The sequence below is a fragment of the Verrucomicrobiota bacterium genome (assembly GCA_016871495.1).
Taxonomy (GTDB): domain Bacteria; phylum Verrucomicrobiota; class Verrucomicrobiia; order Limisphaerales; family VHDF01; genus VHDF01.
The window spans coordinates 42,759-66,390 of sequence record VHDF01000017.1; the positions used below are offsets into that span (position 1 = coordinate 42,759).

At 60.6% G+C, this 23,632-nt stretch carries 17 protein-coding genes and 3 pseudogenes; 5 read left to right on the forward strand and 15 right to left on the reverse strand.

Going from position 1 to position 23,632, the window contains the following annotated elements:
• Positions 1-5 precede the first annotated feature (5 nt).
• The 5 genes from FJ404_05865 to FJ404_05885 are packed head-to-tail and all read right to left on the reverse strand — an operon-like array spanning position 6 to position 5,486.
• On the reverse strand, positions 6-1,550 hold the full coding sequence (locus FJ404_05865) for a hypothetical protein (protein ID MBM3822400.1): 1,545 nt from the start codon (positions 1,548-1,550) through the stop codon (positions 6-8).
• A 27-nt stretch (positions 1,551-1,577) separates the two neighbouring features.
• Complete coding sequence (locus FJ404_05870) at positions 1,578-2,456, reverse strand: ABC transporter ATP-binding protein (GenBank protein MBM3822401.1); 879 nt, start codon at positions 2,454-2,456, stop codon at positions 1,578-1,580.
• The gene (locus FJ404_05875; protein ID MBM3822402.1) at positions 2,453-3,382 is read right to left on the reverse strand and encodes an ABC transporter ATP-binding protein; all 930 of its coding nucleotides are present in this window, start codon (positions 3,380-3,382) and stop codon (positions 2,453-2,455) included. Before FJ404_05875 ends, FJ404_05870 begins: the two co-directional genes overlap by 4 nt.
• Positions 3,383-3,386: 4 nt before the next feature.
• Positions 3,387-4,181 (reverse strand): nitrate ABC transporter permease, encoded by a 795-nt coding sequence (gene ntrB, locus FJ404_05880; GenBank protein MBM3822403.1) that lies wholly within the window; start codon positions 4,179-4,181, stop codon positions 3,387-3,389.
• A 3-nt stretch (positions 4,182-4,184) separates the two neighbouring features.
• Complete coding sequence (locus tag FJ404_05885) at positions 4,185-5,486, reverse strand: ABC transporter substrate-binding protein (GenBank protein MBM3822404.1); 1,302 nt, start codon at positions 5,484-5,486, stop codon at positions 4,185-4,187.
• Between FJ404_05885 and FJ404_05890 the strand changes: the two genes are divergently transcribed.
• Complete coding sequence (locus FJ404_05890; protein ID MBM3822405.1) at positions 5,485-6,585, forward strand: LysR family transcriptional regulator; 1,101 nt, start codon at positions 5,485-5,487, stop codon at positions 6,583-6,585. The genes FJ404_05885 and FJ404_05890 overlap by 2 nt on opposite strands.
• 10 nt (positions 6,586-6,595) lie before the next feature.
• On the opposite strand, the gene FJ404_05895 is transcribed toward FJ404_05890, so the two are convergent.
• Together FJ404_05895 and FJ404_05900 are read right to left on the reverse strand one after the other, a co-directional pair.
• Positions 6,596-7,480 (reverse strand): PIG-L family deacetylase, encoded by an 885-nt coding sequence (locus tag FJ404_05895; protein MBM3822406.1) that lies wholly within the window; start codon positions 7,478-7,480, stop codon positions 6,596-6,598.
• 51 nt (positions 7,481-7,531) lie between these two features.
• The gene (locus FJ404_05900) at positions 7,532-8,419 is read right to left on the reverse strand and encodes a polyhydroxyalkanoate depolymerase (GenBank protein ID MBM3822407.1); all 888 of its coding nucleotides are present in this window, start codon (positions 8,417-8,419) and stop codon (positions 7,532-7,534) included.
• A 390-nt stretch (positions 8,420-8,809) separates the two neighbouring features.
• Here FJ404_05900 and FJ404_05905 point away from each other — a divergent pair, with 390 nt between their 5' ends.
• Positions 8,810-10,231, forward strand: coding sequence for a hypothetical protein (locus FJ404_05905; GenBank protein ID MBM3822408.1), 1,422 nt, complete (start codon positions 8,810-8,812; stop codon positions 10,229-10,231).
• A gap of 85 nt (positions 10,232-10,316) precedes the next feature.
• Here the strand turns inward: FJ404_05905 and FJ404_05910 are convergent, their stop codons facing one another.
• From FJ404_05910 to FJ404_05940, 7 genes and pseudogenes are all read right to left on the reverse strand, one after another.
• Positions 10,317-11,114, reverse strand: coding sequence for a polyphosphate kinase 2 family protein (locus tag FJ404_05910; protein MBM3822409.1), 798 nt, complete (start codon positions 11,112-11,114; stop codon positions 10,317-10,319).
• Between the two features lie 229 nt (positions 11,115-11,343).
• Entirely contained in the window at positions 11,344-14,514 is a 3,171-nt protein-coding gene (locus FJ404_05915) for a hypothetical protein (GenBank protein ID MBM3822410.1), read from the reverse strand.
• A 16-nt stretch (positions 14,515-14,530) separates the two neighbouring features.
• A pseudogene (locus tag FJ404_05920) lies at positions 14,531-15,487 on the reverse strand (threonine--tRNA ligase).
• Between the two features lie 514 nt (positions 15,488-16,001).
• Positions 16,002-16,664 (reverse strand): plasmid pRiA4b ORF-3 family protein, encoded by a 663-nt coding sequence (locus FJ404_05925; GenBank protein MBM3822411.1) that lies wholly within the window; start codon positions 16,662-16,664, stop codon positions 16,002-16,004.
• A 191-nt stretch (positions 16,665-16,855) separates the two neighbouring features.
• Positions 16,856-17,725: pseudogene (locus FJ404_05930) on the reverse strand (threonine--tRNA ligase).
• 42 nt (positions 17,726-17,767) lie between these two features.
• Entirely contained in the window at positions 17,768-19,033 is a 1,266-nt protein-coding gene (locus tag FJ404_05935; GenBank protein ID MBM3822412.1) for a glucuronate isomerase, read from the reverse strand.
• A 316-nt stretch (positions 19,034-19,349) separates the two neighbouring features.
• The gene (locus FJ404_05940) at positions 19,350-20,177 is read right to left on the reverse strand and encodes a hypothetical protein (GenBank protein ID MBM3822413.1); all 828 of its coding nucleotides are present in this window, start codon (positions 20,175-20,177) and stop codon (positions 19,350-19,352) included.
• Between the two features lie 25 nt (positions 20,178-20,202).
• Between FJ404_05940 and FJ404_05945 the strand changes: the two genes are divergently transcribed.
• From FJ404_05945 to FJ404_05955, 3 genes are read left to right on the forward strand one after another with little or no spacing between them, the layout of a single operon-like run.
• A complete protein-coding gene (locus FJ404_05945; protein ID MBM3822414.1) occupies positions 20,203-20,970 on the forward strand; it encodes a sigma-70 family RNA polymerase sigma factor in 768 nt (255 codons plus the stop codon).
• Complete coding sequence (locus FJ404_05950) at positions 20,954-21,409, forward strand: hypothetical protein (GenBank protein ID MBM3822415.1); 456 nt, start codon at positions 20,954-20,956, stop codon at positions 21,407-21,409. The genes FJ404_05945 and FJ404_05950 overlap by 17 nt, the downstream gene beginning before the upstream one ends.
• Positions 21,406-22,956, forward strand: coding sequence for a hypothetical protein (locus FJ404_05955; protein ID MBM3822416.1), 1,551 nt, complete (start codon positions 21,406-21,408; stop codon positions 22,954-22,956). Before FJ404_05950 ends, FJ404_05955 begins: the two co-directional genes overlap by 4 nt.
• On the opposite strand, the pseudogene FJ404_05960 reads toward FJ404_05955, so the two are convergent.
• Positions 22,903-23,378, reverse strand: a pseudogene (locus tag FJ404_05960) (hypothetical protein). The gene FJ404_05955 and the pseudogene FJ404_05960 overlap by 54 nt on opposite strands.
• Positions 23,379-23,632 lie beyond the last annotated feature (254 nt).

Sequence of the window (23,632 nt, forward strand, 5' to 3'; positions counted from 1 at the left end):
TGAGATCAGAAGTTGATGGCCAGTTGGAGGTAAACATAGTTGGCATCCTGGGATCCTCCGGCCCCTTGCAAGCTGCTGTCGATGTAGCTTCCCGTAAAAAAGTGGCCGTAGCCGGCTTCCAGTTGCGCGAACCGGGTGAGGGCGAAGCCAAGAATCACATCGATTTCGGAGCCGACGTAGTTGCTGTAGGAAGGATTGACGCCATAACCGGCGGCGTTGGCGGCTCCACCCCCTCGCGGAAGCCCCGCGACGTTGTAGAAATTGTCCTGAGTGTCCGCCAGCCAGAAAGCGTGGGCCTCCACCGCGAGACTCAGCCGCGCGTGGGGCTTGATCTGATAGATGGCGCGAACGTTATGGATGTTTTGCAGGGACACAAAATCCATGTAGCCGTAAAACTTGTGGTTGGTGGGGAAGAGGTTCTCGAAAGTGCCGTGCTCGTCGTCCGCGGGGTTGCCGTCCCCGGAAGCGTGGGAATACTCGAGGCCGAGGCGCGGACTCCCGGTGCTCTCGGTAAAGGTGTAGCCCCCTTGCAGGGTGAACGCGTAGGCCAAGTGTTCCTGGCTGCGGGTAAGGATTCCCGCTCGTGTGTCGTTGAAATGACCGAATTGGCCGTTCGCTTCCAGCGTGTAGTCGAAGGGGCCGAACTGACCGGGCGCCGATTTCAATCGAGTCCCCACGGTGTAAATATCTCTCGCACTGGGTTGGGGGGCTTGGGGTGAGGGCACGGCCAGAGCCGCTTGAGCATTGGCATTGCGCGCGAGGAAATAGAAGTCGAGCGAGTGGTTTGGAATTTTCGGAGAAGTGGCGTAGAGGCCGGAGAACCAGTCGTAGTCGTTGGCGACGTTGAAGCGACCGTCCTCCGGGATGACGACGCGGCTGCCAAACAGGTCGGCGCCAAACCATTCGTTCTGCCAGCGCAGTTTGGCGGCGTCGAACACCCGCCCGATATTATTCCAAGCGAACGCGCCGACCAGCCGTTCGTCCGCGTAGCTCAATTCCTGCCGTCCGACCTTGAAGGACAGGGGAAACTCCTTGTGGTTGCCCAAGGTGAAATAGGCCTGATGCAGGTCGATCGAGTCGGATTCGGGGCCGCGGCCTTTTCTCGGCACCGGTCCTGCGGAGGCGAACCGGTCATCCTCCTGCGCCAGGCTGCTGCGGCCTTCGGCCAGCACCGACCACCACTTGTCGCTATATCCGGTGCGAAAGCGAACTCTCTCCAAAAAGTAGGTGTTGTCGGTGTCCGCACCCTGGCTCCGGAAATCGAGTGAACCCGGGGATCCCGCGATGCCTATGTTGTCTTTCAATTCGTAACGAAAGCGAGCGGACCCCCCGATATCCCAGGCGGCCATGTAAGGATCGTCTTTCCGAAGCCACTCGTTGATGAAGCCCGGGAACGGACGGAGCGGAGGGGGTGGCGAGTATTGGGCGAGAACGGTCGGGGCTCCAAGGAGGGCGGCGAGGCCGAGCGCATTCGCACACTTGGGCACGCGGGTGATGCCTGCAAAAGTGCCAGGACGCGGGGCGCGTGGAGGGGAGAGAGGAGAGATCATATTTGGGTGTGAAGGTGGATCTGCGGGTTAGAGATGAATGGCGGGAGCTCTCTGGAGGCGCGGACTGGGCGATAATCCGGGTTGAGAGGGAGCGGTGGCCGGGGGTGGGGGTGTCTTTTCTCGAGGACGCCGATGGGCTCGCTCGTTGAGGAAGGACAGAACGCGTTCTCGCAACAGATCATACTCGGGGTGATTCATGATCTCTTGGCGGGTGCGAGGCCGCGGGAAGCGCACGTCGATGATTTCACCCACCCCGGCCTCAGGGCCATCCGTCATGCAGACGATGCGATCGGAGAGATAAATGGCTTCATCCACGTCGTGGGTGACCATCAAGGCGGTCTTTTGATTTCGCTTCCAAAGATCGAGCAGGATTTGTTGCAGCTCGTACCGCGTCAGGGTGTCCAGCATTCCGAAGGGCTCGTCCAGCAACAGCATTTTGGGAGACAGCGCGAAGGCTCGCGCGATGCCCACGCGTTGGCGCATGCCTTGGCTCAATTCCGCGGGACGCTTGTCCATGGCGTCGGCCAATCCCACCAGGGACAGGTAGTATTCCGAGATCTGCGAGCGTTCTTGCCTGCGGGCGGTGTAGAAGGCCTGATCCACGCCCAACGCGACGTTCTCGCGCGCGGTCAGCCATGGCAGGAGGCTGGGAGATTGAAAAACCACGCCGCGGTCGGGACCTGGACCCGCCAGTTCCTTGCCGGCCAGGATCATGCCACCTTCCGTGGGATCGCTCAGTCCGGCCACCATGGCCAGGACGGTGGATTTTCCGCAACCGGAGTGCCCGATGAGACAAACGAACTCGCCCCGCTGAACCCGGAGGTCGAACTCCTTGACGACGGTGACCATGCCGCCGGGCGACGGGAAAGCCTTGGAGAGTTTGTGGATTTCGAGATAAGGGCTCATGGGGCGGATGTGGTGTCCAGTTCGACCGCTTCACGGTGGATTTCTCCGCGGCGCACCGGGCGTCGCCGGCCCCCGATGAGCGGGGGTGGAACGGTGAGATCCTCGGGCTCGATATCGGGTAGTATCAGGGCTCGGGAGATGACGGTCTTAGTCTGCGACCGGCTGGACTGCAAGGTGTCGAACACGCGTTGACGGAGCCGCTTGAAGGCGGGCGACGAGTGGAGCGCCTTGCGGTCGCGCGGCCTCTCGAATTCGACGGGGATGGATTCTCCCAACGTCGCGTCGGGACCTGCAGTCAGCGGGACGATGCGGTCCGCGAGGTAAATGGCTTCATCGGGATCGTTGGTGACGAGGACCACCGTCTTTTTTCCCTGTTCCCAAATCCGGGAGATTTCGTCCTGCAGCGTTCCCCGCGTGAGGGCATCGAGGGCGCTGAGCGGTTCATCGAGAATGAGGATCTGGGGATCCATGGCCAGCGCGCGGGCGACGCTGACGCGTTGTCGCATGCCGCCCGAAAGCTGGTTTGGACGTTTGTCGCGAGCGGCGGTGAGGTTGACCATTTCGATATGGCGGTGAATGTGCTGGTCCTTTTTCGCGGGGCTCCAATTGGGGAAGACTTCGTCGACTGCCAGGGCGATATTTTCGAAAACGGTGAGCCACGGGAGAAGGGAGTAATTCTGAAATACAATCCCGCGATCAGGGCCCGGCTGCGTGATTTCAAGATCGTTCAATGTCAGACTGCCCGCGTCGGGGCGGATCAATCCGGCGATGAGCGAGACCAGGGTGGTTTTGCCCGAACCGGAGTAGCCGACGATGGCGACGAATTCTCCCTTCTCGATGGAGAGGTTGGCCTCCTTCAAGACCCGCGTCCGATGCCTTTTCGAACCATACCCTTTGCTGACGTTGTTCAGTTCGAGAAAACCCATAGCGTTAGACGGGGGTGGAACGGATGCGTCCTTCCAGCAGGCTCATGAGGCGGTCCAGCACGAACCCCACCAGGCCGATGACCACGATGCAAAGGATCATCTGGGAGTAGCTCGGCGCGTTGTAGGCCTGCCAGAGGAAACCGCCCACACCGGGGCGGCCGGTGAGCATTTCCGCCGCGACGATGACGAGCCAGGCGATGCCCAGGCTCAATCTGAATCCGGTGAACATGTAAGGCAGCGTGGCGGGAACGAGCACTTTGCGAAGGAGTTTGGTGCGCGACAGTTTTAGGACTTTCGCGACATTGAGGTAGTCTTGAGGGATCGAGCGAACGCCGATCGCGGTGTTCAGCACCGTCGGCCACATGGCGCACACTGCGATCGTGAAGAGCGCCCCGAGTTCGGAGGCGTTCTTGCCGGCACTGATGAAGAGCACCATCCCCAAGGGAAGCCACGCCAAGGGCGAGACCGGGCGCAGGATCTGAATCAACGGATCCACCGCTTTGGTGAAGGTCTTGGACAGGCCGAGCAGAAAGCCCAGCGGCGTTCCCACGAGGAGCGCGATGGAGTAGCCTTTGGCGACCAGGACCAGCGAATACCACGTGAAGCGAAGGATGCCCTGATCCATCTCGCCTCGTTTTTCAAAGGGCTTCAGCACGTAGTCCTTGCTCTCCGCCCAGGTGGTGGCGGGCGAGGGCAGTTCTTTGGCAACGGTCTGACTGATGACGTGCCAGACGAGGAGGGCCGCCACGAAGCCCAGGCAAGGCAGAACGAGCCAGTCCAGTTTGAAGCGAGTTTCCATGGATCAACCCTTCAGGCTCTTGACGGCGAAAGCGGCGGCGTACTTTTCGGGTTCGCCGGGATCGAAGCGGCCGCCGTCAAAAAACGTTTCGACGTCGTTGTTCTTTCCGCTGTGAGCATGGCCGATCTCCTTCATCGCTTCCTCGTAAAGGTCGGTTCGCATGACCTTCTGGGTGATGCCTTGATAGTCAGGCGCTCCCGTGGTCATACCCCATCGCCGGAACTGGGAGAGCCACCACACGCTGTATTTCGGCTGCGGATAATTGCAGTTCCGCTGACTGAAAATCATGTAGTGCGGATCCTTGGTTTTGCGGCCGTCCCCGTAATCGTACTCTCCGAGCAGACGGCCGAGGATGATTTCCTTGGGGCAGTTGATGTAGGAAGGCTTGCTCACGATGTCGGCCTGCTCGGGGCGGTTGTTGAGGTCGTCCAGCCACACGCTGGCCTCGTGCAGGCCCTTGAGGACCGCTTTGACGGTCTTCGGATTCTTTTCGGCGAATTCGGCGGTGAACGCGCAGACTTTTTCCGGGTGATCCTTCCAAATCTCCTGGGTGGTGATGGCGGTGTATCCAATTTTGTCATGGACCGCGCGCGCGTTCCACGGCTCCCCGACGCAGAAGCCATCCATTTTGCCCACCTTCATGTTGGCGACCATTTGCGGCGGTGGAATGGTGATGAGGGCCGCGTCTTTGTCAGGATGAATGCCGCCCGCGCCGAGGAAGTAACGCATCCACATGGCGTGGGTTCCGGGAGGGAACGTCATGGCGAAGGTGAGGGGTTCGCCGAGGTTTTTCGCCTTGTCCACGAAAGGTTTGATGGCCGTGGGATCGGCCGCCACTTTGCCCTTCCACTCCTGCTTGACGGTAATGGCCTGGCCGTTCCGATTGAGGATCCAAGGCACGATCATGGGTTTCTTCGCCGAGCCCGAGAGCCCCATGGTGGACGCGATGGGCATGCCGATGAGCATGTGAGTGGCTTGGTTGTCGCCGCTTGCGAGGGCATCGCGGATGGCCGCCCAACTCGCGCCTTTGGCAACGGTCGATTGAATGCCGTACTTCTTGAACCACCCCTTCTCGTGGGCCAGCACAATGGGCGAGCAGTCCGTGAGCGCAATGATGCCGAAACGAACCGAGGGCGCTTCGGGACTGTCATCCGCGAACACGGATCCGATCCAGCCCTTGGGCAGGCCACCGAGGAGGGACGCCACGGCGGTTCCTCTTGCCGCCGCACCGAGGAACTGCCGCCGCGTCGAGGTGGCGGGGTTGGAAGTCTTGAGAAGAGAATCACGGTCGGATGCGTCGTTCATGCCACCGAGGCCCAAGCGACCGTCATGCCAACCCCTTGAATGTTGGCACGACAATTTCTTGGGGATGCGCATGAACTTCGTTCATAGCACGCGGCAACCCCTGGACATCCGCCAATTGCGAGCCTTTGTGGCGCTCGCCAAATCAGGCAGTTTTACACGCGCCGGCGCGGAGCTTTGCGTTTCTCAATCCGCCGTCAGCCACAGCATCAAGGGATTGGAATCGGACACGGATTGTCGTCTTTTTGACAGGCTGGGCAAAAAGGTGCATCTCACTCCGGCGGGGGAGCATCTGCTGCATCATGCCGAGCGCATCCTTCGGGAGATGGCCATGGCGCGGCGCTCTTTGGAGTCACGGGCTTCCTGGGGCAAAGGGAGCCTGCGAGTCGCGGCCGACGGATTCATGCTGCGACAAGTGATGCCCGCAGTCATTGGAGAGTTCTTGCGGGAATTCCCTCAAGGCCGGGTTTCACTGGAGGCCTCTGATCCCGCCAAATGGCCTGAACTTTTTCGAGAGCAACGCCTCGACCTCGCCTTTGGCCCCTTGCTGGACCGTTCCGAAACTTTGTCATTCACGCCTCTCTTCACCGAGGAGTTGGGATTGTTCGTGGGCGCGAAGCATCCCTGGGCGGCTCTGGCGCAGGTTCCCCTGGAGGAGTTCGAGGAGCAGACATTGCTCGTGGATTGCCGAACCTCCGCGGGAAGCCTCGCCTTGCAGAACTACCTCAATCGCGAGCGGGTCCATCCCGCGAGTTGGGTGGAGTTGGGTTCCGTCGAAGCCGTGATGACGATGGCGAGTCTGGATTTGGGGGTGGGGGTGATGCCATGCGGGCAGGGGCGGACCGAGGGGGAGGCTCGCAGGCTTGGACATGTCCCGTGGGGAAGGCGCAAACCGAAGCAAACGTGGGGTGTTTTGCGCGGCTCGGAGCGAATTTCAGGCTTGGCCGAAACCGCCTTTTTGAGGTTCCTGAAGATCGAGTGCAAGAAACGCGGCGGAATACGCGGCGAACTCGTGACAGCAGCCACTGACGCGGAAGCGCGCCTCGCCACGAAACTGAATTCGCTTGAAGCTGGACCTCAGACCTCCACCGTCTCGGACTGACTCATGGATTTCAAGGTGAGGAACCCCAGGCAGCGAGCTGCCGCGCGAGTCTCTTCGCGGCGGGCTGGGAAAGGCGGAGGAAAGGCATGTCGGCTTGAAGTTTTTGGAGGGTTGGCACGGCGCCCCATGCCGTGAGGGAAAAGACCTCCGTGGCGCGTCGATGATTCATGCCCAGGTCACGATTTTGACGGATCACCCGCTCTCTCAACGTGCGGTTCCAGTCCTCGCGAGAACCCGGTTTCGACATGGAGTGGCGTCCGACCCACGGCAGCCACTCTGAAATCTGCGATTGGTGGCACCAAGTGAGGCTGGCCACGAGGTCGAACACCGGCTCGGTTTCAATCGCCAGGTCGTAGGCGTTGGCCCCCGCCATATAGGCGTCGTAGGTCGTCAGAATGACCGGGACTGTTCGCGGGCTGGCCATTCTTTCCCGGGAGGGAAACTCGGGAGTGAACGCCTGAGGCACGTTGATGAAATAGGCAACCTTGCGAACGGCTTCCGCAACGACCCAGTGGTCCGCATGCACGCCTGCCCGGGGATCGGCTGGCAAAGGAGGCGCAAAGAGATAATCAGGCTCGAAGTCACGAATGGCCTTCCAAAGCGACGCCAGCAATGGCCGATCGGCAACCAGGCAGCCTTCGCGCGGCGTCCGGCCATTCGGGAGGACCAGCTTCTCGCAGGCGTAATCTCCGAGGACGGCGGAGCGAAGTTGTTCGCGCCAGCGAATCCTGGCGGTTTGAGCACGGGAGTGAAGGTGATGCCCCGCCGCTCCGTCGGTGCAGACCACCAGTTTTCCCTGAAACTCCGATCCCAACGCCTTTTTCCAAAGTGAAAACGTGCCCCCGGCCACGAATTCAAAATCATCGAAGTGGGCATGGATGCACAACGCTTTCATGGCAGTTTGGAACGTGGGGAGGTTTCGGAAGGATCTCGCGAACAGGGTGGATCACGGCGCGACGGCCTTGGACACCGCGTTGGTGCTGAACATCACTCGCACGAAACATTCCGGGATGTGGGAGTCCCAGATCCCGTGGCGAGTCCAGACCCAACCTCCGGAGTCCTTGGCGGGCGGAGCTTCTTTGTAGGTATTGAAGCGCGAAAAATCCATGGCCCACACGTCCCCCTCCTTCGGGGGCAAGGATCGTTGCTCCGCTTTGGCGAGCCACTCCAACCCCCGCCAGGGGAAAGCGAGTTCCACGGTCCATCCCCGGTCGCGATCCTGATCTTGATTGAGGGTGCCATCGACATGAACCGCCGTGCGCATGCCCGGGAAGGACCAATCGAAATGGCCCAGCCTTCCGCCACGGGGGTGGGTGGTCAAACCGACACCGTTGAAGGGCCTCAGTTTCTCGCGGCTGAACTCGGGTGACGCGGCGAATCCCCCTTTCTCGTAGGCCTCGCTCCAGATGAAAAAAACTTCATACGTGGTGTTAAACGCATTGAGCTCGAACTCGTAGTAGGCGTCGCGTCCGGCGATGAAAAACTCGATATCGTTGTCGTAGTAGATCGGGTCGTTGCGGTTGGTGTACTTGGCGCGCACCAGGGGTTCCTCGACGCGGTAGGCCAAATAAAGGTTTTCCTGGTCCCAAACGACCTGGACGCGGGTGTCGTGCTGCGTGGGTTCGCCGGTGATGATGTCGATAAAGCGGGGCGATTGCAGCGCGTGAGCCCAGACAGGCTCGTCCAGTTTGCCGTCGATTCGGATTGGGGCCTCTACGCGCTGTGCCGTGTAACGCTTGATTTGATCCTCGGGACACGGGAACGGCCACGCGACAGGAGCGGCTTGGAGTCGCCACGAACATTGCAGGAACAGCAGAGCCAGCAGAAAAGACATGCGCATGTCCCAGTGTGGAAATACGAACGGCCAGGGAAAAGGACAAAACGCGTCTCGTGTTTTGATGCGGCGCCTCCGGAAGTTGTCGGGGCGCGCCGTTCACGGCGCTTCCGCTCGCGCCCACCGTCCGCGGCAATCTCCTGCCGCTCCATGGCCCGCCATGGGTGGATGCCTTGGCCCCCGGCAGCCCCCTTGCCCCTGTGAAGACACGCCTCAAAGCCCATGGTCGGCAGGTTGCGAAGGCACGGTGATGGATTATCCGTTCGCATTTCAAAAGTGGGTTCACATCTCACCCTTCAACAATTGGACCGCGTCGACCATGAAACCTGTTCCCCGGACTCGAGCCACGCCACGCTTGGCAAGCGCTGTGGTTGCGTCAAAATCCCCTCCATGGCTCGAACCTCAAAAGGTCCTCCCGGATTCAACCGCATCCAATGGACGGCATGGTTCGTTCTCGCATGCCTTCCCATCAACGCCGCTGAATTCCGAATCGGGGCCGCATCCCTTTCGATCAATCCTCCCCCGGGGATTGGCTTGGCTGGTTATTACCACGAGAGGGGGGCCGAAGGCGTGTTGGATGACCTGATGGCCAAAGCCGTTGTGTTGGACGACGGCAAGACGCTTGCCTCGATCGTGGTGTGTGACTTGATCACCATGCCGAAGTGGATCGTCGCCGAAGCCCGGAAACGCATTGAGTCGCGGACCGGCATCCCCGGCCATCATGTGATGATCGCGGCCACCCACACGCACACAGCCCCCGTGCTTTTCCGGGACTGGAGCCGGGATGAAACCGATGGTGGAAGCAAAGGAGTCGCCAAGGACTACAGCCAGACGCTCCCTCTTCGCATTGCCGACGCCGTGGCCAAGGCCCATGCCAATCTTCAACCCGTCCGGGCGTTCGCCGGCAAGGAAACCGAACCCGCGCTCGGAAAGAACCGGCGTTTTTGGATGCGCGACGGCTCGGTGGGATGGAATCCGGGAAAATTGAATCCGGAGATTGTCCGTCCAGCAGGCCCCATCGATCCCGAGGTTGGAGTGTTTTACGCTGAAACGATCGGGGCGAAAGCCACGCCCATCCTGACTTTCGTCAATTATGCCATGCACCCGGACACGACCGGTGGCGTTCGCATTTCGGCAGACTTCCCCGGTGTCCTGTCGAGTGCGCTCGCGTTATACAAAGGTCCTGGCATGCTCACGCTCTTTGCCAATGGCACCTGTGGCAACATCAATCACATCGATGTGCGATGGGGAGGGGCCCAAAGCGGTCCGAATGAAGCGGTCAGGCTGGGATTGATCCTCGCTGCCGCGGCTCTCAAGGCGTACCCACGGTTGCAGCCTGTCTCCACCAACGGGCCTCTGCGCGTCCGTTCTGAAATCGTCCAACTGCCGCTGCCACCGTACACCTCCGAAGAATTGACCGCCGCGCGCTTGGACGTTCGCACGGCCAAGGACAGCACTCGTGAGGGATTCATGAAGCTCGTGCGCGCCCATCGCGTGCTCGATGTTGCCGCCAGGGAAGGCAAACCTCAGGAAGTTGAAATGCAAGTCATTGCCTGGGGCCGCGAGGTCGCTTGGGTCGCATGGCCGGGCGAGATCTTCGTTGAACTTGGCCTGAGCGTGAAGGTGGGATCGCCTTTCGCCCATACTTACAACGTTGAATTGGCCAACGGCGCCATCGGTTACATCCCGAACAAGTCCGCCTATCCCGAGGGTCATTATGAAGTCGAGAGCGCTCGCGTTGCCGAAGGCGCCGGTGAAATGCTGGTGACCCGCGCTTTGCGAATGTTGAAGGAGGTTTTTCCCTCGCCATGAGCGACGCGCGGCCTTCGACGATTCGAGGACTCCTCGCCGCCGCGGCCCTCGGGGCTGCCGGTTGGGTTTCTCAGGCGAGTTCGAGTCAAACGATTTTGATTTTCGACCAATCCCCTTTCGGTTTGGGCCATTCCAGTTTGAGGGCTTGGATCGCGTCCACGACGGTTTGAGCAATCACAAAGTCCCGGTACCAGTTGCGGTCCGCGGGCACGATATGCCAGCGTGCCTCCGGATGGCTCGTGGCGTTGATCATGTCCTCATAAGCTTTGATATAGTCATCCCACCGCTGCCGGGTCTTCAGGTCGGCATGGGAAAACTTCCAATATTTGCGTGGATTCGCGAGGCGCTCGCGGAAACGCTCCGCCTGTTCCTCTTTGCTGATGTGCAGGTAAAACTTGAGCACGACCACGTTGTTCTCCACCAACATCTTTTCAAACTCGACGATTTGCCGGTAACGGCGTGACCAAACCTTCCTGGGTACGATTTCGAGGACGCGTTCCGCGAGCACGGCCTCGTATTGGGAGCGGTTGAACACTCCGATGTTCCCATAGCGCGGCACCAGCTTATGCACGCGCCACAGATAATCGTGTGCCCGTTCCTCATCGCTCGGCACCTTGAAATTCGCCGTTTCGACTCCGGCGGGATTGACGAACTCCAACACGCGCCGCACCGAGCCGTCCTTGCCGCTGGCATCCATGCCTTGAAAGATGAGCAGAACGGCGTGGGTCGAGTTGGCGTAAAGGAGTTCCTGCAACGCTCCGATGCGCTGTCCCAGCGCGGTTGTTTTCTCCTTCGTTTCAGCTTTGTCCCGATCGCCGGCAAATGCGGGATCGAAGTCTCTGAGGCGAATCTTGCGGGTAATGGCCACGGGTTGTTTTTTCATGAGCAGTCCTTTCCATCGATCAAATGGCCAGCCCGCCTGGTGACCAGTCCACCATGACCTTTCGCCAGCCCCATCGTTTGTGGAACAGGCGGGCTAACCCGGATAATTCATACTGAGCTTGAATCCGCGACAGTGTGCCGCGTGAGGGCACGCGGCCTACAATCGCGCCTGCCTCTGTGATTGTAGGCCCGGTGTCCTCACCGGGCGTCCCGTGCATGAAATAGGCGGGCTAAGGCTTGGTCTTGGCGGTGTCCAAGTCCCAAGCCGGGCGATGCCGTTGAATTTCACTGCGAAAATCACCCAGGCTCGACCAATACAACCGCTGTCCCAAGTCCACTTCGGCCACCGCCACTTCCCCCCACTGTTTGGCCTGGGCGAGCACGCGTCCTTCCCTATCATAGATGGCCGAGATCATCCAATTCGACGCGGTATCCGAGTAAGTGCTGCTCACCAAGAAGACGTGGTTTTCGCACGCGCGAGCCGCCGCCAGCATGGGGTTGCAACCCGCCACCGGGAAGGCGATCAACTCCGCTCCGCGCAAGCTGAGCTGTCGAGCCGGTTCGGGAAAGAATCCGTCATAACAAATCATCATCCCGATCCGGCCCAGCTTGGTTTCAAAAACCGGATATTCCGATCCGGGCGCGATGCCCGCCTCGATTTCCGTTCGCGGCAGCGTGACTTTTCGATACTTCCCGATGAGTTCGCCCCCGGGCCCCAGCAGGACGGCCACATTGTAAATCAAATGGGCGTCGCGCTCGACCAAACCCACGACCAAATGGATCCGGTGCCGGCGAGCCAACTCCGCGAAATAGTCGGTCGAAGGCCCGGGCACCGGCTCGGCCGCCTCCAGATAACTCAATCCGTTCCCGGTCGCGGTCAAAGTTTCGGGCAACACCGCCAAATCAGCCTTCTGGGCTGCCGCCTTCGCCACCAGTGATTCAAATTGCCGGCAGCTATCCAGCGCCGTTCGCCCGCCCTTGGGAACATAATGAACCGTGGCGACTCGAACTTTCCGGGTTGGAATAGAATCGATTGATTCCAGTCGGACGTCACGCCACTCGACCTTCGCGCCGGACGCCCATCGCAAATGCAGTTCCACGTGCGCCCATCTCGCCGCCTTGGGCGCCGCATACTCTCCCGCAACTGTCACCCATCCCGCTTGGTCCGCTTGCCCGTCTTGCGGATATTCAGGCTCCGCTTGCGGCGCCACGCCTGGCGCATAACTGTGCGCGCCCGGTGCGTCGTGGCGCACCGGATGTCCGCGCTCGTCCCGCCAATGAATGCGGACCAGGACGGAACGGTGAGGGTGGGGCACTCCCTCCGTCTTCCGCAGCGCTTGAAATCGGTACGCCTTACCTCCTTGGACCGGAAACCGTTTCGCCCAATGTCCGTCCAGACCTTCCCGTCCATCGGTCTCAATCCGCAAGGCGCCTTCCTCTCCCTTGGAAAACTTCGGACGCACTTCTTCCCGCACAGACTTTCCGACCCAATCCTCTGCAACACCTTTGGGAAAGCCAGGCGGTTCCTGGCGCTGATTCGCGGATTGACCCTTCGGAAGGCCAAACCGCCACAACTCCGCCCTCGATCCGAAATAGACCGCACCTCGTTCAAGGGCAAATCCGCAATCGATGCGGGTCGGACTCTCGTGGAATTCCAGATGCTCTGGCCGCTCCAGATCCAGCAGATAAACGCCACGTGATACCAGGCCGACCAGCCGCCGATCCCACAGACCCAGGCTGATCTCGACCTGCGCGCCGGGAAGTTTCCACCTTCGTTCGACCTCCCGCGACTGGCCGGACAACCGTATCAACTCATGTTGGGTCGTAACATAAACGCTTCCCCGGTCCGCCACCATGGCAGGATAGCGCGAAACTCCCGGGACCAGCGCTTGCTCGAAAACTTTTTTCCTCGTTCGCGGGTCGAACGCAAACACGGAAGCCTCCTTTGCCAAAGCTTTCGTGCCTCCTCCGCCAAAATTCCCACTCCCTCCAAAAATCAATCCCGATCCAGGTTCCCAGGCGAGGGAGACCACGCTCTGATTGGTGACGATGTGGCGATAGTTCTCCAAGGTTCGGTTGACGGAGGGATCCCAGACGCCGAGAGCTCCACCCCATTCGCCATAGGGCGGTTCGCTTCCGATATAAATTCGCCCCTCCGGACCCCTCACCATGGCGCGCGGACGCAGATGTCCGTCCCCGATGCCGCCAAACGTTCGTGGATTCGCCTCCGGTCCGGGTCCGAAATTCCAGCCGGGCCGGGCCGGATCGTACAAGTTCATCACCGCACCGCCGTAATAGCAGAGGTACAGTTTCGACTCCTGCGTCAGCATGGAATAGACCTCACCCCCCGGCATCGACCCCAAGTGCTCGCTCGCCTTGGTCGAGGGATCGAATCGAAAAACTTCCAGCGGCATGGCCGTGCTGCCGTAGACCATCCCGTCCGGCCCGTTCCCCACGACGAAGATCCGGTCTCCGGCCCCCGCGTATCGAAACCGGTGCTCCTTCTTCAAACCGGTTTTCGGGTCCTCCACCACAAACCGTCCTCGCTCGAAGTGGGAAATGATCCGGCCATCCCGGAGCGTTAAGGGTTTCGGACCGGGGTACTTTTCGACCCGGGCCGCCTTTCCATTCTCCAGACGCATGACGTTCGTCCCAAACTCGGCATACACGTGGCCGTCGGACCGTTTGGAAACCCCCACCGTCTTCCATCCCTCGGTCCCTCGCGAACCAGCCGGCAGGATGCTTTGCGCTTGCCGGGTTGCCGGATCGTAGGCGACGAGATCGCCTTGGCCGGTTCCGATGCCGACATAAACGAACCCGTCGTTTCCGACCGCCAGGCTTCGCGCGTACATCTCTTCAGGATGCATCCGTCCCAGATCCTCCATGACACCGGTCTCCGGGTTGAAGCGGACCAATTTCGCCGATGGATACGTGCATCCATAAACCCAGCCGTCCCCGGCCTGATCGAATTGCCACAAGTAACTTTCGGAGGGCGAAGGCTTGCCCAGCACCTTCAAACCTTGTTCGGGATGGCGTGGATCGAAGCGCAGAACGAGGGCGCCATCCCACGTGCCGAGATACACCTTGCCATCCGCCGCCGCCAACAGCGCCCAAGCGCCCGGACCGTCCGGCGCGTCGAACTGCTTCGCTTCGCCGGTCTCCGGGTTCACTTGCACCAGAAACAGCTTGCCGCTGAGTTGATTGAAATTGAAGTAGAGGGCTTCTCCTCCGCGTCCATCCGATCCCACGACGCAGCCCATCAATCCACCTGCCCGGACCGGGATCCCCAACTTTTCGAAGCCTTGAGCTCCGGTGGAGGCGAAGCAGACCTTGACCCAGAGCGCCGCCGCCAGTCCGAGCCGGAGTGCGCTCAGAATGCTCCAGGGATTGAATGACTTCATGGCGGGGTTTCCACCTTTACGATCGTCTTTCCCGGATATCGTCCACGATTTTCCCGATCACTTCCATTTTCGGCTTTGCCCCTTGGGGTCCGCCGTGATGGAGCCGGACACTGACCGCGCCGGCCTCCACGTCGCGTCCGCCGATCACCAGCATGGTGTGAACGCGCGCCTCCTCGGCGTTGGCGATTTTTGCTTTCACGGGCGTGGCGCTGAAGTCGGCTTCCACGCGCACCATGTGAGCCCGCAGCTCGTTCACGATGGGCTGCGCGTAGGCGAGCAGCGCCGGATCGTCGTTCAAGGTAATCACCCGCACCTGCTCGGGAGCCAGCCAGAGGGGAAAGTTCCCGGCGTAATGCTCGATCAAGAATCCGATGAACCGCTCGTGGGTGCCCAGCGGGGCGCGGTGAATGCACAGCGGTGTCTTGAACGCGTTGTCCCGGTCCTTGTACTGCAGGCCGAACCGGGCTGGCACGGCGAAATCTACCTGGTTGGTCGCGATGGTGAACTCGCGTCCAATCGCGCTCCACACTTGGACGTCGATTTTCGGTCCGTAGAAGGCCGCTTCGTTGGCCACCTCGACATAGTGGATCCCGCTTTCCTGCAACACGCGGCGGACCATGTCCTCGGTTTTGAGCCAGAGCTCGGGATGATCCACGTACTTCTTGCCCAGGCCCTCCTTCGAGTGGGTGCTGAATCGCATCATGTATTTTTCCAGCCCGAAGATCTTGAAATACTTCAGATACATGTCGTTCACCGCCTTGAACTCGGCGGCGAACTGTTCCTCGGTGCAATAGATGTGGGCGTCGTTCATGTTCAACGAGCGCACCCGCATCAACCCGAAGAGCTCTCCCGACTGCTCGTACCGGTAGCAGCACCCGTATTCCGCCAGCCGCAAAGGCAGGTCACGGTAACTGCGCGGCTCCGCCGCGAAAATGCGGTGATGATGCGGGCAGTTCATGGCCTTGAGGTAATAACTCTCCGGCTCGCCCAGCCGTTTCAACTCCGCGCGCAACGCGGACCACTCGTTGAACGCCGCCGCCACGTCAGCCGGCGCGGTGCCGGCCTGGACGGCCTGTTCCAACGCTACGAAATCTTCAGTGTTCATCATGAAATTCAGAGAGCCCTCTCCGCGGCATTTCCGGGCTGCAACGTTCGCATCGCTGCGATCATTTCCGGTTCAACTTCGATGGACGGATTCGCTCCCATGGGTTCAGCCGCAATCCAGTCTCATCACCCGGCATGGACCGGATGCCGGGTGAGCCGTTCAAGAACGCCACGAAATCCTCGCGCTTGGCGTGGCGGGCGCGCTCGCCTCCATGCTCCCCCGTCAGCATTGCGCGCCGTATCTGCGCGCCGTGGGCGGGCGACTCGTTCGGAGAATGGGATGGTCAGCGTACTCATGTATTTTCGCTCACCCGATTCAAAAAGACCGGCATGGCGGAAATAATAGCTGTCCATAAACTGCGATGAGATCTCAAAGCTGCGCTTCACTCCCGGTATCCGTCGCGTCCCATGAGCGCCTTGCGCAGTTGGGTCTCGGTGACGCGCGGCCATTTCAGTTTTCCCAACCAGCGATTGACTTTCGCCAGGTCGAAGGATTCGGCGTTGAAAGTTCCGCCAAGCCATTCCTTCATGGACTCGTGCTCGGGGTGTTTCGGGTTCTTGAGGACCTTGAGCAGTTCCGCATACCCCGGGAGGCCGCCGCAATCCTCCGGCGGACCAGCGCGGGCGCCGTCAAGGCAGAGCGCGGTCGTGGCCGCTGACGGCGGTCCGGGCAGGATTTTCTCCACGGTGATCTCGTGTTCCCAAGAATCTCCGAAATCGTACTCGTAGCCGAACTGCGCGCCTTCCTCCGGCGCGACTTGGGCCAGCGTTGCCTTCGACTCATCCCCATCCGGCTCCTCGCCAAAGCCCGTGTCCTCGTTATGGCTCGGATCGGTGTAGCGGCCTTCGGCCGTGAGGAAATGGTGCAAGTGGCTGTTGGTCCAGCCCATCGTCACCTGGAGGGCGGCGTGCAGCCAGGCGAGGCTGGCATGATCCGGCACTTGCAGCCTCCGCCAGACGGGTGACTTCGAGCCGAGGAGGACGATTTTGAGCTGGTAGATGGGGGCGTTGCCCTTGCTGGCGGCGGACTCTTTTGGTGGGATCATGGTGGGCGGGGGATTTTGAGCTGCCGGGTGGGACTGGCACAGACGGATTGCGGCAGATGGAGCGGGCCAGATAGTTTCTGATTTCGTCGTGGCGGGGAAGGTTATTTTGCTTTCCCCGCGTAACCGGCCAACTGTTTCTCCAGTTCGGCGATGCGGGCTTCTAGTTTCTGGCGGTCGGCGCGGTGTTCGTCCATTTCCATTTTCGGGAACATGCTCTCCGCGTAGTAGGGGAGATGCCCGGAGGTTTTATACATCTTCTCCTTCGCCAGGTGCGGCGTCCGCACGCGCACGTAACCGGCGGCGAACTCGGTTTCCTTCGCCAGCTTTTCCAGTTCTTCCACGAGGACCGTGCCCTTGGGCAGCCAGAGCGGCATGCCCGGCCCGACATACTCCGTGTCGATCGCAAAGAGCCCCATCTCCGCGCCGATCTTGCGATGGTCGCGGCGCTTGGCCTCCTCCAGCATCTTGAAATACTCCTCCAGTTGGGTCTTGTTTTTGAAGGCCGTCCCGTAGATGCGCTGCAACTGGGGATTCTTCTCGTCTCCCTTGTAGTAAGCGCTGGCCACACTGGTGAGCTTGAACGCGCCGATGTTGCCGGTGCGCATCACATGCGGACCCGCGCAAAGATCCACGAAATCCCCGTTCTGAAAGTAGGAGATGGCTTCTCCCTCCGGAATTTGCTTCAGCAAATCCAGTTTGAACCGGCTCGCGTTGCCTGGACGTTCGGACAGCCCGCCCAGCCGCCCGCTGTGGGCGTCCGCGACCGCATGCTCGCGGGTGACCATCCGCTTCTCGAAAACGTGGTTCGCTTTGATCTCCTTTTTCATCTCGGCTTCGATCTTTTCGAAATCCTCGGGCGAGATGCGATGGGAGCACTCGAGATCGTAGTAAAAGCCGTTCTCCACCGGCGGGCCGTACGCGAATTGCGAGTCCGGCCAGAGCCGCAGGATGGCAGTGGCCATGACGTGGGCGCACGAGTGCCGAATCCGCTCCAGTTCGGTCATTTTCTCGCGATCTTCGAGGGATTTGCGTGGGTTCGATTCAACAGGTTCAGAAGGCATGATGTCTCAGGATTTCGGAATTCGTCCGCCTCGGTTCAAAGTTCAGGACGCTGCACCCTTCGAGAAAGCCTCGAAGGTGCCGCCCATCAGAGCCCGGATGTCGCGCCGGATCTCCGCGTCGGCGGGCATCCAGCCGGTCCGCGCCAGATCTTTGTATTTCTCTTCGAGCACGAGGGCGATGATTTCGCGGGAGTGCTTCCATTTGTAAAGGATTTGATCGAGCACCCGCGCGTCCGAATGCTGCGGGGTGAACGACAACCCAAGCAATTCCACCCGCATGCGGGTCATTTCCTCGATGATCGACGGAATGTTGGTGAACCACCAACACCCAAAGATGTGCAGATTGCGAAACTTGCGGGCGAGGACGCAAAGTTCGTGCTGGTTCTCGCGCGAAAGCACCGTCGCAGCAAAACGATTGTCGGGAAACGCCGCGCAAAGGTTCTTCAAGAACCCCAGGTCCGCTCTCTCCATGCCGTCCCCGGCCATGGCCAATAACGGGTTGACGGCCCGCCTCACGCCGGGCATGACCGCGAAAGGCAGCCCGAATTCCCGGCAATGCGGCAAGACCGCTTTTTCCAACAACCACGCGGCATCGCCTCGGCCGGGATATTGAAAATCGGGTGGCAACGAAATCATCACGTAGGCCGGCTCCATCCGCCGGGTCCAGTCTGCCAGAAACCGGCGCACAGCGTCCACGGTGCGTTGATTCAACGCTCCCGAAACGTCATAACCCCACGAAGACAGTTCCTTTCGCGATTGCTTCCAGTCCAGCAAGAGCGGATCGATCCGCAAGGCCGCGCGAAAAGCCGGATCCCGGGAAAACCCGGCCTCCCACACCGGCCTCTCCAGCGGATCGAACGGCGAGTTGGTCATGCAGATGGAACGGACGCCCGCCAGTTCCAGGCAATGACTCGTGTAATCGCGAGGATTCCACTGTTTGAACCAGGATCGCAGCTTCGGCAAATCCCGCTTTCGCACATCGAGTCCGAGGGTCTGCATCGTGGTCAAAACCCCGCGGCAGGCCTCGGAAACGGGCGAATGGTCCAGGAAAAGGGTTTGCCACACCCAATCGGCTTGTTGGGTCTTGGACAATTTCCAGAACGACGCGTAAGGCAGCGTCACGTTCCTGAAGGTTTCCGCCACCAAGTAATGGTAAACGAGCAAGTCGTCGATGCCCCAGAGCAACAAGCCGCCGAAGGCCGGGTCATACAAATGGGTGTGAATATCCGCCACCGGCTCAGCCAGCACCGCGCGCCGCACTTTGTTGGCCAGGGCGTCCAATTGCCCCGGCGTCACAGCTCGTTTCATGCGCCGGATGTTACCGGCGCCCCGCCCGAGGTCGAGTCGGAACCCGTAGCGCCACTCGCGGTCGGTGCCTCCTCCTGGAGTCGGGGCGCGCCGTTCACGGCGCTTTGGCTCGCGCGCATCGGCCGCGGCGATCTCCTCCCGTTCCATGGCCCGCCCAGAGCGAATGCTTCGCCCTGGTAGCACCCTTGCCCGTTGAAGCTGCCATGCCCCTTTGAAGACACGCCTTGAAGCGGCGTGAACGCCGCGTCCCGGCGCTGCCGCGAGCATCACCGACAACCTGTGGATACAATGACCCGGGCTGAGTCTGCGCTCGGCATCATGGACGGTTACCACCGGCTTGGGTCGCCGAGCGCCCTTGCCGCCAGCGAGAGGCGAATCCCCAAGCTCCCAGCAAGACCGCTCCGGTGACCATGGTGATTTCCTCAGGCTCCGGCACCGCGGAATACGCGATCGAAAAGTTGTCGATCCCAAAGGCATGGTCGCTCCCGGTGTCATCGGCGTCGGTCCAGCGCAGGAACAACTCCTCGCCTGGATTCAAGGTCGCACCGGTCAACCCCACGGCCAGGAAGGATTGCCGGTTGGCCGCTGCGTTGCCGTCCAATGCCCCCGAGGCCGCAAACTGGGGACTTGCAAAATTCAGCCCCGCCAATCCCACCCAGCCTCCCACACCAGGCGCATGGGCCGGTTCCGGTGCGGTCAATGCAGTGGAGCTGATTTTGTAACTGAATTCCAGAGTCTGGACGGATGTCCGGCTGTCCCTCCACTGTTCGGCGTGATAACTGAGGACGAATCCGCCCAGCGTTTGGCCGCTGCCGTTTTGCAGCCGCACGCCGTAAGCAAAGCCTCCGGAGCCACTGGAGGCGAGGGATCCCAACGCCCGATCGGAACCGGTGCCGAAACTATACAAATCCCCGGTGGTCGAGGTGCCGCTACCCGCCCGATAATCACCACCAAATCCCGAGGTCGAGCCGGCATACCATCCAGGGATCGTGGCATGATCCGACCAAGCGTTGCCGGTGCCGGTTGAGCTCAGGCCGTCGAAGTTTTCTGAATAGGCCGAACCGCTGAGCACAATCTGGGCTCGCGCCTCGAAGAGCGAACAGACCACACCGCTCATGACGAGTATCCATCCTTGATGTCGCATAACAGTCTCCTTGTTGCGTCCAAGGATGACCGCTTCATCGATAGGTAAGCGCGCGAGTCCCCACTCGCAACGTGAACGAAACAGCTCCTTAGACGCGCTCATCCTCCGTCCACCCTGGCAAGCGGGCAAGAATTTTTCACTTTGCTTTGAACCTTTTGGCGGCTCGTGCATTCCTCTCTCTGAACATGCATTCCGGGCCGACCTTCTCATGACGCCAACCCGCGCCGAACTCGATCGCACGCTGCCGGTGAGCGCGGCCCGGGCCGGGGACGCCTCCGCCTGGGATAAGCTCTTCCGGCGCTATCAGTTGCCTCTTTTCGCCTTTGTCTGCGAACACTTGGCGGACGAGCAGATGGCTCTTGAGGTGGTTCAAGAGGTCTTTGTCAGTGCCTTTCGTCATCTCCCTCAATTGCGCTCGAATGAACGGTTCGGTTCCTGGCTGTTCGCGATCGCTTATCAGAAGAGCCTCCAGAAAGCTCGATTCTTGCCTCGCGAAGAGCCCGTGCCGGACAACTTCGACCTGGAATCTGCAGCGCTCGACGAGACTGATCCCGCGCGCGAGTTGCTGAGAAAAGAGGATCAGGAGGCCTTTCTCTCCGCCCTGGATCAGCTTGCTGAACCCCACCGGTCGGTGCTGGTTCTGCACTACCTTCAGGAGTTTTCCCTCGATGAAATCGCTGAGATTCTGGCGATTCCCTCCGGCACGGTGAAGTCGCGCCTCCATCATGCTCGCGCCCAACTCAGGCTCCATCTCAACAACCCCTTTTGCCCTCGCCATGAAAACGCCCCGTGACCTCCTCTTGGATCGGCGCCGCCATCGCGTGCCCGACCTGGACCAACAGCGTGCCGCCGCACTCGGACGCCTCACTTCGCCAGCCTTCAGCCTCGAAACCCAGACGGCACCGAATCGTTCCTGCTGGGCGTTGCTCTGGCTGGAATGGGTTTACCCCTGCCGTCGAGCATGGGCCGGTTTCGCCGCAGCCTGGCTGGCCATTTTCATTCTGAATTCCCTGTCCATGGACAGCGGCAAGACCACGTTGGCCGCCGCTCCTCCTCCGCCCAATCCGGCCTGGGCTCAACTCGTCCTCGCCCGTCGCAGTGATTTATGGCAGTGGCTCGAGAGCGGCGATTCCGAGCCTGCCCACACGCGGTCGGCGCCACCGCTCCATCCAGCCCCGAAACCCCGGAGCGAGCACCGATCTCAACAACACGAGTCCTTGAGGATAGTATGAACTCTCACGATCCCACTTCAACGGATCCGAACGCCGATCAGCCCCGCCCCTCTTTTTGGATGAAGGGCTTTCGCTACCTGTTCCTGGGAATCCTGGGCCTCATCACTCTCTGGGCGCTGTTCTGCGCGGTCGAAAACTTCCGCGGCCACCGGGCCTGGCAGCAAACGCATGCCGCGCTTCTCGCCCAAGGTGAAAAACTGACGATCGCCGAGCTGGTCCAGCCTGTGCCTGACGATCAAAACCTCGCTTTCACCCCGCTGTTCAAACCGATGAACGACTGGATCACTCAAGGTGGCCCCAGACCGCGGGACAGCAACGCGTATTGGAAGACGCAAAGCATCGGGCTTCCCAACGGCGGATCCCTGAGCGGGTGGGCAAAAGGCGAGGCGCTCGATCTCGACAAGTGGGCCGCCTCCTTCAAAGGCCATACCAACTATCCCTCCACCACCAACCTCAGCAACAAAGGCGAGGAAATCCTGTTCGCTTTGAATCGTTACACCAACGAACTGCGCGAGATCGTCGCCGCCACCAAGCTTCCCCATATCCGGTTCCCCATCCGCTACGAGCACGGAGCCGACGCCTTGCTGCCTCACCTTTCCCAACTCAAATCCCTGTCCTCCATGCTGTCGCTTCGGGCCACTGCCCGACTTCGGACCGGAGACGCTCCCGGCGCGCTGGAGGACACCCTCGCCGCCCTTCGACTCTCCGAGGGCGCTTCCTCGGACCCCACGATAATCGGGCTGCTGGTCCAGATCGCGATCGAAAGCATCGCGGTTCAACCCGTCTGGGAAGGCATCCGCCAACACCGCTGGACCGCCGATCAGTTGGCCCGGATCCAACAACGCTACGCGGCCAGCGATTACCATCGAGGGTTGCGCGAAGTGTTGCGCGTGGAACGCGTCATGATGGTGAACCACACACTCGAAGGCGCCATGCGCAACCCGAAGTCCTTCGTGCAAAACGGAGGATGGGGCGATCAGGATTCCGATCCCCAGAGCGGAGTATTCGCCACGGTCATCTCCTTCACTCCGAAAGGCTGGATCCGTCAAAACCAAGCCGTGATGAACCGCATGTATCAGCGGATGATCGATGATTTTCCGGAGGATTTCCGGCAACTCCACAACGTGGACATCGAAAAAAATCTCCGTGAGATCAGTCGATCTCTGCACGACGGCTTTCTGCCGTATCGAGTCTTGGCTCGCCAATTTTTCCCCGCCCTCCATGGGTTGCATGGGAAAACACTCCGCGCTCATGCTGTCGCGAATCTGGTGCAAGGCGCTTGCGCCTTGGAACGGCACCGACTCAAGCAAGGGAAGTATCCCGTCACGCTCGCCGAACTCGAACTCGCCTTCCAAGCCACACTGCCCGCCGATCCCTACAACGGCCAGCCACTGGGCTATGCGAAAAAGTCGGACGGCGGCTTCGTTCTCTATTCCGTCGGACCCGATCGGAAAGACGACGGGGGCACTCCAATCGACAACAAGAAAAAGCGTTCAGCCGAGGACAGGTCGGAACCTGGTGATGTCGTCTTCACCCTGTCCCCTTGACACCATCATGAAGAACCCTGCTGTTCCACTTCTCCTCGCAGCGTGCATGATGTTGCTGACCGCTTGCGGACGCCAAGACGCATCAGCGCCAAAGTCTAATTCAAGGCGCCGGCCAATATTCAGGGGTGTGCCACCGCGATGCTGACCGCCTGGCAGCGAGGAGACCCCACCAACGGTGCGCGTCTCCGGTTTGACTTCATCCCCAATCCTCGCGACGCGACCGTCGGGCCCGATCAACACCGTGACGCGGAACACCTCCGTGTCTTCTCGGCCCATGAATGTTTTCTCGCCCCACACCCCGTAACGCTGCGCCACATCCTTCTCCACGTCGGCCAGCAAGCGAAACGGCAGTCCGCCCGGGAAACACGTCCTCCACCGTTCGTTTCGAGCGCAAAGTCAGGCGCAGGTTTCCCCACTTGAATGGGAAGCGATTCGGACGATTTAGCCCGCCTATTTCATGCACGGAACGCCCGGTGAGGACACCGGGCCATAAGCATTAACCTAATGACTTGTCCTTACCGGACTACGCTGGTAACGTTTGGCGCATGCCTAACGACGCCTTGCCAGAAGAGTGGGAAATCCTGAGGGAGTGACTGCCGGCGGATCTTGACGATCGAGCCCGAGTTCATCGCTTTTTTCAACGCGAACGGGGTTTGACCGACGGTGAGCGGTGGCT